General features: G+C 57.1%; 11 protein-coding genes. 5 read left to right on the forward strand and 6 right to left on the reverse strand.

The genetic code is table 11. From position 1 onward, the window contains the following. Nucleotides 1-9: 9 nt before the first annotated feature. Nucleotides 10-399: a RidA family protein gene (locus ACWFTY_RS11500; protein ID WP_447524362.1), complete on the forward strand. Its 390-nt coding sequence runs from the start codon at nucleotides 10-12 to the stop codon at nucleotides 397-399. Here the strand turns inward: ACWFTY_RS11500 and rlmN are convergent. Genes rlmN through ACWFTY_RS11515 form a run of 3 tightly spaced genes read right to left on the reverse strand, consistent with a single transcriptional unit; the run spans nucleotide 396 to nucleotide 2,812 of the window. Further along, nucleotides 396-1,643, reverse strand: a complete 1,248-nt coding sequence (rlmN, locus tag ACWFTY_RS11505; RefSeq protein WP_447524363.1) for a 23S rRNA (adenine(2503)-C(2))-methyltransferase RlmN — start codon at nucleotides 1,641-1,643, stop codon at nucleotides 396-398. The two genes, ACWFTY_RS11500 and rlmN, sit on opposite strands and share 4 nt — an antisense overlap. 33 nt (nucleotides 1,644-1,676) lie before the next feature. Then, nucleotides 1,677-2,171, reverse strand: coding sequence for a hypothetical protein (locus ACWFTY_RS11510; RefSeq protein WP_447524364.1), 495 nt, complete (start codon nucleotides 2,169-2,171; stop codon nucleotides 1,677-1,679). Further along, nucleotides 2,168-2,812 (reverse strand): histidine phosphatase family protein, encoded by a 645-nt coding sequence (locus ACWFTY_RS11515; RefSeq protein WP_447524365.1) that lies wholly within the window; start codon nucleotides 2,810-2,812, stop codon nucleotides 2,168-2,170. The genes ACWFTY_RS11510 and ACWFTY_RS11515 overlap by 4 nt, the downstream gene beginning before the upstream one ends. A gap of 228 nt (nucleotides 2,813-3,040) precedes the next feature. Here ACWFTY_RS11515 and dnaN point away from each other — a divergent pair, with 228 nt between their 5' ends. Continuing rightward, nucleotides 3,041-4,156 (forward strand): DNA polymerase III subunit beta, encoded by a 1,116-nt coding sequence (gene dnaN, locus ACWFTY_RS11520; RefSeq protein WP_447524366.1) that lies wholly within the window; start codon nucleotides 3,041-3,043, stop codon nucleotides 4,154-4,156. Nucleotides 4,157-4,237: 81 nt separating this feature from the next. Here dnaN and ACWFTY_RS11525 read toward each other — a convergent pair whose 3' ends face one another. Next, nucleotides 4,238-5,854, reverse strand: a complete 1,617-nt coding sequence (locus ACWFTY_RS11525) for a hypothetical protein (RefSeq protein ID WP_447524367.1) — start codon at nucleotides 5,852-5,854, stop codon at nucleotides 4,238-4,240. Between the two features lie 351 nt (nucleotides 5,855-6,205). On the opposite strand from ACWFTY_RS11525, the gene ACWFTY_RS11530 reads away from it, so the two are divergent. Both ACWFTY_RS11530 and ACWFTY_RS11535 read left to right on the forward strand, forming a co-directional pair. After that, nucleotides 6,206-6,610 (forward strand): hypothetical protein, encoded by a 405-nt coding sequence (locus ACWFTY_RS11530; RefSeq protein ID WP_447524368.1) that lies wholly within the window; start codon nucleotides 6,206-6,208, stop codon nucleotides 6,608-6,610. A gap of 98 nt (nucleotides 6,611-6,708) precedes the next feature. Next, on the forward strand, nucleotides 6,709-8,790 hold the full coding sequence (locus tag ACWFTY_RS11535) for a TonB-dependent receptor plug domain-containing protein (protein ID WP_447524369.1): 2,082 nt from the start codon (nucleotides 6,709-6,711) through the stop codon (nucleotides 8,788-8,790). A gap of 52 nt (nucleotides 8,791-8,842) precedes the next feature. On the opposite strand, the gene ACWFTY_RS11540 is transcribed toward ACWFTY_RS11535, so the two are convergent. Continuing rightward, on the reverse strand, nucleotides 8,843-10,585 hold the full coding sequence (locus tag ACWFTY_RS11540; RefSeq protein WP_447524370.1) for an N-acyl-D-amino-acid deacylase family protein: 1,743 nt from the start codon (nucleotides 10,583-10,585) through the stop codon (nucleotides 8,843-8,845). A 78-nt stretch (nucleotides 10,586-10,663) separates the two neighbouring features. Between ACWFTY_RS11540 and ACWFTY_RS11545 the strand changes: the two genes are divergently transcribed. Continuing rightward, entirely contained in the window at nucleotides 10,664-11,557 is an 894-nt protein-coding gene (locus ACWFTY_RS11545; protein ID WP_447524371.1) for an alpha/beta fold hydrolase, read from the forward strand. Here ACWFTY_RS11545 and ACWFTY_RS11550 read toward each other — a convergent pair. Continuing rightward, complete coding sequence (locus ACWFTY_RS11550; protein WP_447524372.1) at nucleotides 11,554-12,858, reverse strand: FAD-dependent oxidoreductase; 1,305 nt, start codon at nucleotides 12,856-12,858, stop codon at nucleotides 11,554-11,556. The two genes, ACWFTY_RS11545 and ACWFTY_RS11550, sit on opposite strands and share 4 nt — an antisense overlap. Nucleotides 12,859-12,954: the final 96 nt, after the last annotated feature.

Raw genomic sequence — 12,954 nt, forward strand, 5'->3', positions numbered from 1 at the left:
GCGGACATCATGAGCGCCACGAAACAGGTCATCAAACTGGATACTGATCCACTGGCGCCTTACGCCATATCACCGGGATGGCGGGTCGGTGACCTGCTCTTTCTCTCCGGCCAGGCCGCAATAGACGAACAGGGCCAGGTCGTCGGCGTTGCGGATTTCGATGCCCAGTTGCGACAGGTTTTCGTCAATATCGATCGCGTGCTTCATGCGGCGGGCAGCAGCCGCGACAAGATCGTCAAGGTAACCATCTACCTGACCGACATGGATAATTTCGCCAAGATCGTGCAAGCGCGCAAAATCTACTTCAAGTCCCCATATCCCGCAGACACCACGCTGGAAGTCAAGGCGCTGGCCCTGCCGGATCTTATGGTAGAGATTGACGTAATAGCCGCCGTCTAGCCCAGAGCGGCCTGCTTCTCTTCGGCCAGACGGTCCAGTTCGGCCCGGCTTTTCTTTTCACTGGCCGATTTCAACTGGCCACAGGCCGCCATAATATCACGACCTCTCGGAGTCCGGATCGGCGCGCTGATTCCGGCATCGAAAATGATCTTCGAGAAAGATTTAATCCGTTCGGGCGTCGAACATTCATAATCCGAACCGGGCCAGGGGTTGAACGGGATCAGATTGACCTTCGCCGGCAAATCATAGTTGCGCAGCAGATTGACCAGCTCGCGGGCATCCTGATCGCTGTCATTCTTGTCCTTGAGCATCACATATTCAAAGGTGATCCGCCGAGCGTTATTGGCACCAGGATAATCAGCGCAGGCCTGCAGCAGTTCCTCGATCGAATATTTGCGGTTGAGCGGGACGATTTCATCCCTCGTTTCCTTATTCACTGCGTGCAGCGAAATCGCGAGATTCACGTTGATCTCCGCTCCGGCCCGCGCGATCATCGGCACGACGCCGCTGGTCGACAGGGTGATCCGGCGACGCGAGAGCGCTAGTCCGTCGCCATCCATCACGATCTTCATCGCATCACGGACATTCTCAAAATTATACAAAGGCTCACCCATGCCCATCAACACGATATTGGTCAGCAGACGACCGTCCGACTTGTAAGCCTGATTATATTCCTTGGTATTCTCCGCTTCACCTTCTTCGGCAAAATCCATCACGCCTTTCGGCCATTCGCCCAGCGCATCACGCGCCAGCATCACCTGACCGACAATCTCGCCAGGCGTCAGGTTGCGTACCAGCCGCATCGTGCCGGTATGGCAGAAACGGCAATTGAGCGTGCAGCCGACCTGACTGGAAATACAAAGCGTTCCACGATCCTCATCAGGAATGAAGACCATTTCATAATCTTGGGCGTCGGCAGAGCGGAGCAACCATTTGCGGGTACCGTCTTCCGACAGATGCGCTTCGACGATTTCCGGGCGGCCGATGACAAAACGCTCTGCCAGCCAGGGCCGCAGGGTCTTGCTCATGTCAGTCATCAGCGCGAAATCGTTGATCCCGCGATGATACATCCAGTGGAACAGCTGCTTGGAGCGCAGTTTTCCCTGCTTCTCCTCGAGTCCCGCAACAATCAGCACGTCGCGAATTTGCGAAACGCTGAGACCTATGAGGTCAACGCGGCCGTCTGCACGCGGAGTGACCTTGGCGGGCAAGGGAACGGGATCAATATGGCCGGGAATCTGCATGGGAGCGCATATAGGGTGAGTCCCAGGGAAAATCTACCGCAACCGCGAACATCCCAATGATGCTGCGTCGATTGCCGTCGCCGCGCCGCGTAACCGATAAGCATCGACAATTGGCTTACCATCACGTCCGACGCTTTCCACGGTCATGCTGGTGGCCGAACGGATCGCGGCAATGATCGCGGCGTCCATGCGTTTGTCCTGCGACCAGCCATCCGAGCGACTGGCAGTGAGCTGAAACCGGCGACCGGCGATACTGACTATCAGCCGGCTATTGGTCGACCGGTCTCGACTCAACCGGACATGAAATTGCCGCCTAATCGTACGGCTGGGCCAGAAACCGACGGTGGCAAAGGATTTGCGTTCTGCCTTTCCGCTAATTTCCTCCGACTCCGCAATCGCGTAGCAGCGCGGAATTTCCGGATCACGAAACGCGCCCCAGCTGTTGAAAATACCAAGCGAATCCTTCGCAGCCGCCGGGATCGAGATCACCGACAGGGCCAAGGCCAGGAGAATATAATGCTTTTTCAAGCCTTCTCCCCTTCCCCTCCACCAATGTGAAACACGTCCTCGACGCCGTCCCTGATCTGGACGATCGAACCCTGGGGCAAGCCTTCGGCAATCGGCGCGCCAAAGCGCGGATGCGGATCAGCACCGACAAGCAAGCCCCGCAAAACCCGGCTGGTCATGCCATGACTGATCAAAACCGCATCGCGAGCAAATTCCTGCTCGCCAAGCCAATGTTCCAGCCTTTTTGCGATAGCACGATAATCTTCGCCACCGGGAGCAACGGTGACAAATAACCGTTCCGTCTCGTCGATTTCCAGCTTGCCGGCCAGATCACGATACCAGACACCGCCCCATTCACCCATGTCTATCTCGCGCAGCCGTGCATCACTGCGCGCCTGATGCCAGTCCGCGCCGACATGTTCGGCCACCACCGACAGCGTCTGCAGCGCCCGATCGGTGTCGGAAGCAATCAGATCCAGCGCCGGCTGCTCTGAAGCCAGATGGCGCGCCAGCGCCTTGCCCATCTCGTCCGCCTGGGCAAATCCGGTCCGGGTCAGCGGCGTATGAACGTGATCGCCCTGGATCCGGCCAGCCAGATTGAAGATCGTCTCGCCATGCCGTGCGATAAACAGTCGTTTTCCGTTGGTATCGATGCCGCTCATATTAACCCTGCTCTGTCCCGAAATGGCCAAATCCATCCCCTGCCACTGCGGCTTTAGCCGCCTTGTTGCTTTTTTCCACAGTTTTTCACGGCATTATCGGACGTTGACGGCGATCAGGCTTGCCCTGCGGCACTTTATTGTTAATGAAGCCATGAACTATCCGTGACGCTGTGCGGAGTCTGATGCACAGCCAAATCGACGGACGATCGGGAACAAGAAGGACGGTTTATGAAAGCGACCATTGAACGCGCGGCATTGCTAAAGAGCCTGGGCCATGTCCAGTCCGTGGTTGAGCGGCGCAACACCATCCCCATTCTCTCCAACGTGCTGATCGAAGCAAGCGCCGACGGCAGCATCAAGCTGATGGCGACCGATCTTGATCTCCAGGTTGTCGAAACCGTCGAAGCCCAGGTCGAGACCGCGGGATCGACCACGGTTTCCGCGCACACATTGTTCGACATCGCCCGCAAGCTGCCAGACGGTTCGCAGGTCCAGCTGGACGCCGCCGATGGCAAGATGAAGGTCAACGCCGGTCGCGCGCGCTTCAATCTGCAGACGCTTCCCCGCGATGATTTTCCTGTCATTGCCGAAGGCGAACTGCCGACCAGCTTCGAATTGCCTGCCTCTTCGCTGATCCAGATCATCGACAAGACCCGCTTTGCCATCTCGACCGAAGAAACCCGCTATTATCTCAACGGTATTTTCCTGCACGTGCAGGACGAGGAAACGCCGGTACTCAAAGCCGCCGCGACCGACGGTCATCGCCTCGCCCGCGTTACCCTGCCCCGGCCCGCTGGTGCAGAAGGCATGCCCGACGTGATCGTCCCGCGCAAATGCGTCAATGAACTGCGCAAATTGCTCGACGAGAATAATGAATCGTCGGTTCAGGTTGACCTGTCGGCGAGCAAGATCCGCTTCACCCTCGGCACCGCGATCCTCACCAGCAAATTGATCGACGGCACTTTCCCCGATTACACGCGCGTCATCCCCACGGGCAATGACAAGCTGCTCAAGATCGACGCGAAAAGCTTCGCCCAGGGCGTCGACCGCGTCTCGACCATAGCCACCGAAAAAACCCGCGCCGTCAAAATGGCGCTCGGCGATGACAAGATCACGCTGTCCGTTACTTCGCCCGAAAATGGCAAGGCCGAAGAAGAAGTGCCGGGCTCCTACAAGGACGACACATTCGAAATCGGTTTCAACTCGAAATATCTGATGGATATTCTCGGCGAGATCGAAGGCGACACCGTCGAGCTGCATCTGGCCGACGCCAGCGCCCCGACGCTCATTCGCGAGAATGACAAGTCGACGGCGCTCTATGTGCTGATGCCAATGCGGGTCTAACGGCTTGGCACCATTCGGAACGTCGAGCTCAACTGATTTTTCGTTGGCAGAGCTTGTCGGGCCGTGATTTCGTTCGAATAGCTAATTTCCGTAATAAAGCGGGCCCAGGTCGTCGATGATCTTCAGGGTATCAAACGCGGTAGGAATACTTTCCTGACCATCAAGGAAGCGAATCGTTAATTCGCTTTTATAGCCGATCGGCGTGCGGCTAATTTCCACATTATACTGTCTCATTGTCTGGAACCGCGTGTAATCATTGCGACTGACTATCACCAATTGCGGCTTGGCGGCCTTTTGCGCCAGTTCAGCGGCCCGCAACAAAGTCATTTCCTGCACCATCGGGCCGGAAGTTGTTATCCCCGTATATTCGACCGTCATCGTACCGTCGTCATTATCTTTCGAGCGGAAGCCCGCTGTACGGTCTATGCCGCCAAGCAGGCTTGTACCCATCGAGAATATTCCACCGACAAGCGCTCCTAGAATATTCGGGCGTGATTGTTCGTAATCAATCACCACGCGATCCGATTCCGGGGCGATCAAAACGACACTTGCCAGACTGCCCAGATCATCCTTCCGCCTATTTTCCAGCTTTTCCCTCAATCCTTCGGTGCCCGGAATTTCGATCGAGGCAGCGTCGGGGCTTGCTGCACGCGCCGCGTCGAAAAATTCCAAAGTTGCCGCATTTGCAATAATCTCGCCACTGCCGATCTTGGCCCGCGCGCCTTCAATCCGGCCTTCCGAAATGGCTATACGGGCCTCGATCAGTCGGGCATAGGGATCGACAATGCGGTCTGTGACAATTTTCAGAATGGGGCTCGCGCCTTCGGATCCGTCATCGACCTCAGCAAGCTTGTTGCTGATCAGGTCCAGCTCTGCTTGCGCACCGATCGCATCTCCGCTCGCGGCGCGTGCATAAGCGACGTGCAGGCTCGTAAGGAGCGCCTCCGTCAACTCTGCTCCGACACCTTGCCTTTGCAGGAACGCGAAAGGTGTGATCGGCCCCTTGGGCCATTCTATCGAAACGCTGTCTGCTATTTCGGCCACGCTTGCGAAATTTCCTATTTCGGCTTCTTGCGCCATCAACCGGCTGCCCCAGGTCGGGGCGAGTCGGAGCAGATCGGCCCATGGCGATGCTGATTGAACGCCAACCGGGCGGCCCTTATGTCGGATCAACGCCGATGCCATCTGAACCTGCAGTGCATAGGGCCGCAGTGCAGATGTCTGTTCTGCCAATGCAACCGCTCCCTGTTTTTCACCCAAACTGAATTTGGCAATAGCGCGCAGCAACTGCAAGGATGCCCCCATGCTGCGACGGAAGAAAATACTATTGGCCTCACCGGCGACTTCTAATGCTGCCGCATCCAGATCGGTCAAAGCGTCCTCAGCCTTCCCCAGTTCGAGGTTTGCCGCCGCACGTGCGCGCAGGAGATGGGCCCGGCGCATTGTCTGAGAAGGACGCAGCTTGTCACTGCTCAGGGCGCGATCACAGCTGTTGATAGTGCGCAGCGCGCCCGTATTATATCCCCCGAACCCGGAATAGCCCTTGATGATAGCGGCACCGCGCATACCATCATCTTTTTTCTTCGGCTTTTTCAGACCATCGCAACCGGCGAAATCCTGACTCGCCCCTGCATACGCAATCGAAGAACTGCTTAGTGCAAATGCAACAATACCAAGCCTGAACAAACCCTTTTTCATCACTGCCCCCAAAACTATACTATGCAAAACCCTCCAGCAGCCCTTCGTCGGGGGCTGGTCGCAAATTGCGTTCTTGTTCCAACTAGGTAGAGGAATTGCCTCAGCAAACTCAACCGATAGTTTGGGCCATCGGACCAGTCTGCAGTCAACAACCGGCCTCCCCATTTCTGCCGGACGGCGCTGCTACCATCCCGTGTAAGCATGACTTGCAGTCCGCTGTTCAATGAATGGCAAAAAAATACGGTTGCCGTGCAACCAATCTTCACTGGCCTTTCTGGTCAAGCAAAATTATAGCACCAGCCAAGGACAATGACCCAACGGCCCGCCTCTTTCCGACCTCGCTCAAAAGCCATGGTCCCTGCATTGCTTGCACTGTTCGCGCTAATCATCAGCGCGCTTGCTCCACAAGGCTTCATGCCCACGCACACCGAGAGCGGCTTTGCGATAAAGCTTTGCTCCGGCCACGCCGATAGCAAGCTGGTGATCACGCCGGACAATCCGGACTTTGCGCTGCTTACGCTGGTCTATGGCCAGCAGGACGAGAGCACCCCGGAACCCGAACCGGAACAATCAACGCCTGCTTGTGCCTTCGCCGGTGGCACGTCCCTTGGCCTGGCTTCGTCCGCACCAGAGATCGCAATCTCTCCATTGGCTCCGGCCACGCACGAACCGTCCGAACCGCGCCGCTTCGCGCTGCGCAACCGGATCAATGTCCCGCCGGCAACCGGGCCCCCGGTAATTTCCCAAAACATCTGAAATAGCGCGCGATCGTCACCCTGATGGGTGAGTGATCGCACCATTTGCATTTTTTGCGGCCCTCCCACGCAGTGGGACATGGCCGTTTGGGACTTATCATGAATAGAACAATATTAACCGCCTTTACGGCGAACCTCGCCCTCGCCTCTCCTGCCTTTGCCGAAGCCAACCCGCTCACCGATATCATTGTCACCGGCCAGCGCGACGCCGCGACCACCGACGAAATCGAACGCGACAAGGAAATCATTTCCACCCCTGACGCAGCATCGCTGGTGGCCCGCGCACCGGGCGCAGCCTTGATCGACAATGGCGGCCTGTCCGGCCAGGTGCAATATCGCGGTCTATTTGGCGACCGGATATTGGTCCGCGTCAATGGTCAGCGCTTTTCGTCAGGCGGCCCAAATTTGATGGACCCGCCGCTTCACTATGCTCCCATGGCTCTGGTCGACCGGATCGAAATCGACCGCGGCATCAGCCCGGTTCGCAAGGGCCCGGGCCTTGGCGGTGGCGTGAATGCCATTCTGAAGGAGGCGCAGTTCTCCGAGAGCGCTGCGATGCAACCCCACGCCGACCTGACCGCCGGCTATCGCAGCGGCGACAACAGCTATCTGATGGGAGGACTTGTCAGCCTGTCCAGTGAACGCGTCAAACTGGGTGTCATAGCGTCCTACGAGAAAGGCGACGATCTGCAGTTCCCGGACGGTACGATTGCGTCATCCAGCTTTGAACGCCTGAATTATGGCGCTCATGCCGGCTTGAAAGTCGGCGACGGCAGCCTGACCCTGTCTTATCGCCGTCAGGAAACCGACCCGACTGGCAACCCGCCTTTCCCGATGGATATCCAGTATTTCAACACCGACTTTCTGAGCCTCGCCTATGAAGGCAAGCTCAGCGACAAACTCTATCTGGAAGTGGAAGCGGGCCATGTCGCCATTCGACATCTGATGGACAATTTTTCTCTGCGGCAGGGACCTGCCAGTCCGATGGATCAGAGGGCAACTTATGCCGACGCCGACACCAATACGTCTTCCGCCGCCCTGCGCATCGGAACCCCGAATCGGCATGTTCGATTGGGCGCAGATGTGGAAATTATGGACAAGGATGTGCGGATCACCAATCCGATGAACACAGACTTTTTCCTGACATCGCTCAATAATATTTCGGGCAGCCGGGTCGGCGGCTTCATCGAGAGCCGTTTAGCAGTTTGGCAGATTGAAGCCGAAATCGGCGCCCGCTTTGACCATCACCGGATGGAGGCGGCTTCACCGTTTTTGGGCAGCGCTATTCCTATGGGCCCGCGCATGCTCGCCACCAGCTTCGCCGCTTCGGATCGCACATGGTCCGGCGAAACAATAGACGTGGCAGCGCGTTTCTGGAGCGATATGGGGAGTTTCAAGCCCCGCCTGTCGCTTGCATATAAAACCCGTGTCGCCAATGCCATCGAACGCTTCTCATGGTTGCCGACCGGCGCAAGCGGCGGCCTTGGCGACGGCAATATCTATGTTGGCGATTTGAATCTCGGAAATGAAAAAGCCTGGATCGCCGAAATTGGTTTCGATTATCAGGATAGACGCTTCTATGCTCGGCCAACGCTATTTTATCGTCGCGTCGATGATTTCATTCAGGGCGTAGCCTATGATGACACGCCGGGCATCATCAACTCTCCGGTGGAAATGGTCGCAAATATGAACGGCGATTCGACGCCATTGCGTTTCGGCAATGTCGATGCGGAGTTTTACGGCGCCGACCTGGATTTCGGCTGGAATATCAACGGGCCGCTGAATCTGGATGGCACCGCAAGCTACGTCCGGGCGAAACGTCGCGATATTACAGACAGTCTTTATCGGATAGCACCACCAAACGCCCGCGTCGCTCTGAGCTGGCAGGAGAAAGTCTGGCATGTCGGTGCGGAACTGCAGATCTTTGCTGATCAGAACAAGGTCTCCGCTACCAATGACGAACAGCCGAGCAATGGCTATTTGCTGGCGGGATTATTCGGCCATGTCGAACTGACGCCGGGTTTCACGCTCGACGCCAGTGTCGAAAATCTGTTCAATAAAAATTATACCGAACATCTGGCCGGCTATAATCGCGTAAGCGGTTCGGACGTAGCCTTGGGCGCCCGTCTGCCGGGCGCAGGCAGAAGTGCCTTTGTCCGCCTACGCTGGACCGGATTTTAATATCGAAAGCTGATATAGGAGCGCAGCCGGTGATCCGGCTGCGCTCCTATAATTATTCCGCCGCTTCGAGCATCTCCACCATCTGCGGACCACGGATCAGGCCGCCCGGACGCTTGTCGGTCACGACACCTCCCTTGAAGGTTACTTGCCCCGACTTGATCGTATAATCATAGCCATCGGCTTTTTGCAGCAAACGCTTGCCGCCCGCAGGCAGATCGAAAGCCAACCATGGCTTTCCAAGCTTGATCCGCTCCATATCGATCACGTTCACGTCCGCCAGATAGCCGGGCTTCAGCACACCGCGATCGTTCAGACCATAGAGGCGTGACGTATCCAGACATTGCCGCTTGATCGCATTCTCGATGCTGATCGTGCCGCGCTTGCGGTTTTTCACCCAATGTTCGAGCATGAAAGTCGGGCTGGCTGCATCGCAGATGGTGCCGCAATGCGCGCCGCCGTCGGACAGGCTGTTTACCGTGTCATCCGCCTGCTGCAAGGTCTCGAGGAAATCGAGATTGCCGTCCATATAGTTGAGCAAGGGCAGATATATGAAACCTTTGCCGTCATCCGCCATCATCAGATCATAGGCATATTCCGCGCCGGATTTGCCAGCGGCGGCGGCACGAGAAGCGATGCTTTCGTCGGCTTGGGGTTCATAGTTGAAATCCAGATCCATTTCGAACTGGACCGGCCAGCCCTGCGTGATGATCGTGAAGACCGGCATCATGTCCACCTGTTCCGGCGGGGTGCTGGCTTCGCTCAGCAATTGTGCCTTGAACGCCGGATCCTTTAGCTTGGCATATTTCTCGTCCCAGCTCAGCTCTTCCATCGCTACCCAGCTTGGATGCCGGACAAAGGGATGCACCGTGCCCTGCCAGGCCATGACAATGCCGTTTCCGCGCAACGCGATCTGCGCAACGATATTGGCACCATTGTCGTTTTCTGCACGCATATTGGCGATCTGCTCATCGAGCGACTGGTCTTTGGCGATCGACTGCAGCGCCGCGAAGGTCACCGGCATGCCGGTTTCGCGGCTGAGATCGCCCATCCAGCCAAATTCGTCCCATTCCTTGTTGAGATCGCTCGCCATCTCGAACACGCCATAGCCGACCCGGCCCATTGCGCGGCCGATGCCGATCAATTCTTCCTTCGTCGCGGTCGTGCCGGGAACCAGCTCGCCATCGATGCTGCGATGCAGGATCGTCCGCGAAGTCGAGAAGCCGAGAGCACCGGCTTTCAGGCCATCCTCGACAATTTTCGACATCTGTTCGATCTCGTCGTCGGTCGGAACCGCACCGGGCTTCTCCTTGTCACCCAGCACATAGGCGCGCACAGCGCCATGCGGGACATGGGTCGCGACGTCGACTGTGCGCGGCATTCTCTCGAGCTCGTCCAGATATTCGGGGAAGGTTTCCCAGTTCCAGCTCATGCCCTCGGCCAGCGCGGTACCGGGAATATCCTCGACGCCTTCCATAAGATTGATCAGCCATTCGTGACGGTCAGGCCGCGCCGGCGCAAAGCCGACACCGCAATTGCCCATCACGACTGTGGTGATACCGTGCCAGCTTGATGGCGCCATCTCATCATCCCAGGTCGCCTGGCCGTCATAATGGGTGTGCACATCGACGAAGCCGGGAGTGACGAATTTTCCCGATGCATCAATCTCTTCACGGCCTTGCGCCGCGACCGTTCCGACCAGCGAAACGCGGTCACCATCAATCGCCACATCGGCGACAAAGGGCGCGCCGCCCGTACCATCAACAACCGTACCACCACGAATTACCATATCATGCATCGACTCTCTCCTTATTATTTTGTGCATGCGTAACAGATTTAACTGGATGGTTAAAGTCCGCTGATGCTAGTAAAGCTCATGACAGATCAATTCACATGGAATCCGGAACCGGCGAGCGGCATCACGATACAATCGGTCGAAGCCAATGGCCTGACTTTTGAAGTGGCAAAAGCTGGTACAGGAAAGAAACTGGCCCTCTGCCTGCACGGCTTTCCCGAACTGCATTATTCCTGGCGTCACCAAATCCCGTTGCTGGTCGAAATGGGGTATAAAGTGTGGGCACCCAATCTACGCGGCTATGGCGGTTCGACAAAACCGGACGGTGTGGATTCTTATCGCCTGAACACCCTCGTCCAGGATGTCGCCGCGCTAATCGATGCCAGTGGCGCGGAAGAAGTCACCCTTATCGCGCATGACTGGGGTGCGATCATCGCCTGGCATTTCGCGATCAAAAAGATTCGTCCGCTAACCAGGCTGGTGATCATGAACGTGCCCCATCCCAAATGCGCCCAGCGGGAAATGCGGCACTGGTATCAACTCAAGAAAAGCTGGTATATTTTCTTTTTCCAGCTGCCGTGGTTGCCGGAGAAAATGCTCGGGAGAGATCGAGCCCAACCCGTCAAAGAAGCATTTTCCAATATGGCGGTCGACAAAAGCCGTTTCCCGGATAGCGAGTTGCAAATCTATGCCGACGCCGCCAGTCGCCCCGGCGCGTTGCGATCGATGATAAACTACTACCGCGCCCTCCTGCGTACCAAGGATGTCCGTGAGATTGGCGATGGTAGGGTTGACGTACCAACGCTGATGATCTGGGGCGAAGAAGACGCCGCGATCGACATCCGCTGCACCGACGGCACCGAAGAGTGGGTACCGAATCTCGAACTGCACCGCTTGCCCGGCGTCTCCCACTGGGTGCAGCAGGAAGCCCCGGAAAAGGTGAACGCGATATTGCGAGAATGGTTGCCCGGCTAGTCCCGCGCCGCGATCATATCTGCGATATCGGTAAATTTCTCGCGTGGTGAGCCCTCTCTTGCGCGCGCAATCTCGGCTTCCTCGATTTTCTTCCAGTCGCGGAAGGTGACCGCCTCGACGCCGCGCTCTGCAAACAGCCGGTCGAGGCCGGCGCGGCCTTCCTTGCTGTCACCGGCGCCGATATCTTCGGCAATCGCGTCGATGATCGCAAAGCCGTCGGGTTTGTTGGTGCCAATGGTTCCGGATGGTCCACGCCTGGCCCAGCCGACGCAATAGAGCCCCGGCAAAATCCGTCCGTCGATATTGGCGAAACGGCCGCGACCATCTTCATAGGGCACGCCTTCGATCGGCGGCGTGCGATAGCCGATGCAGCTGATCACCATCTGGCAATCGAGCTCGTAGCGCTCGCCGGTGCCGATGGACCGCAGTTCTTCGTCCAGTTCGGTTCTTTCGACGACTAGCTTCTCCACCTTGCCATCGCCCTGAATTGCAACCGGCATGGCGAAAAAGTCGAAGACAATCTCGATCGGTTTATGCTGCGCGTCGTCTTCGATAATCTGGAAATTGCGCAAATGGGTGACCGATTTTCGCATGCCCGGATCGAGCATGGCATCGTCGTCCAGCTCAGGAAAATCAGCCGCTTCGACTACCGGTCTGGCCCGTTCCAACTGGCCCAGTTCGCCCAGTTCCTTCGGCGTCATTGCAATCTGATGCGGTCCGCGCCGTCCGAGAAAGGTGATCTTTTCAACCTTGCTCTGTTTCAGGCCATCCAGAGCGTGGCCGACAATATCGCTGCCGGAAAATTCATCTGCGGTCTTTGCCAATATCCGCGCGACATCAAGCGCGACATTGCCGTTGCCGATGACCGCGACCGACCTGGCGTCGAGCGGCGGATCGACATCCTTGAAATCGGGATGGCCATTGTACCAGCCGACAAAGGCGGCGCTGCCGATAACACCTTTCAGGTCGCTACCGGGTATATCCAGAACCCTGTCATTGGGTGCACCAGTCGCAAGCACGACGGCATCATATAATTTCTGCAATTCCGCGACACTGATATCTTCACCGACGGTGACATTGCCGACAAAGCGCACATTGTCGCCGAGATTGGTTTTCTCGTAGCGCCGCGACACGGCCTTGATCGATTGATGGTCGGGCGCGACACCGGTGCGGATCAGGCCGAAAGGAACGGGCAAGCGATCGATAATGTCGACCGCGACATCGTCACCGAACATCTTCTGCGCGGCTTCCGCCGAATAATAGCCTGCAGGTCCGGATCCGATGATCGCAATATGACGCATAGTCCTGCCTTCCCCATTCGCTGGCCCGATTAGCTAAAGCTCATGCTAACGCCATAATTTCAAAAGAAAAGCAAAAGGGCGCTGTCATTTTCGGGA

This window comes from Parasphingorhabdus sp. NYA22, assembly GCF_976973735.1.

Excerpts from the sequence above, each read along its gene's own strand:
- ACWFTY_RS11500 (WP_447524362.1), top strand. The coding sequence starts at position 10 with ATGAGCGCCACGAAACAGGTCATCAAACTGGATACTGATCCACTGGCG.
- rlmN (WP_447524363.1), bottom strand. The coding sequence starts at position 1,643 with ATGCAGATTCCCGGCCATATTGATCCCGTTCCCTTGCCCGCCAAGGTC.
- ACWFTY_RS11515 (WP_447524365.1), bottom strand. The coding sequence starts at position 2,812 with ATGAGCGGCATCGATACCAACGGAAAACGACTGTTTATCGCACGGCAT.
- dnaN (WP_447524366.1), top strand. The coding sequence starts at position 3,041 with ATGAAAGCGACCATTGAACGCGCGGCATTGCTAAAGAGCCTGGGCCAT.
- ACWFTY_RS11525 (WP_447524367.1), bottom strand. The coding sequence starts at position 5,854 with ATGAAAAAGGGTTTGTTCAGGCTTGGTATTGTTGCATTTGCACTAAGC.
- ACWFTY_RS11530 (WP_447524368.1), top strand. The coding sequence starts at position 6,206 with ATGGTCCCTGCATTGCTTGCACTGTTCGCGCTAATCATCAGCGCGCTT.
- ACWFTY_RS11535 (WP_447524369.1), top strand. The coding sequence starts at position 6,709 with ATGAATAGAACAATATTAACCGCCTTTACGGCGAACCTCGCCCTCGCC.
- ACWFTY_RS11540 (WP_447524370.1), bottom strand. The coding sequence starts at position 10,585 with ATGCATGATATGGTAATTCGTGGTGGTACGGTTGTTGATGGTACGGGC.
- ACWFTY_RS11545 (WP_447524371.1), top strand. The coding sequence starts at position 10,664 with ATGACAGATCAATTCACATGGAATCCGGAACCGGCGAGCGGCATCACG.
- ACWFTY_RS11550 (WP_447524372.1), bottom strand. The coding sequence starts at position 12,858 with ATGCGTCATATTGCGATCATCGGATCCGGACCTGCAGGCTATTATTCG.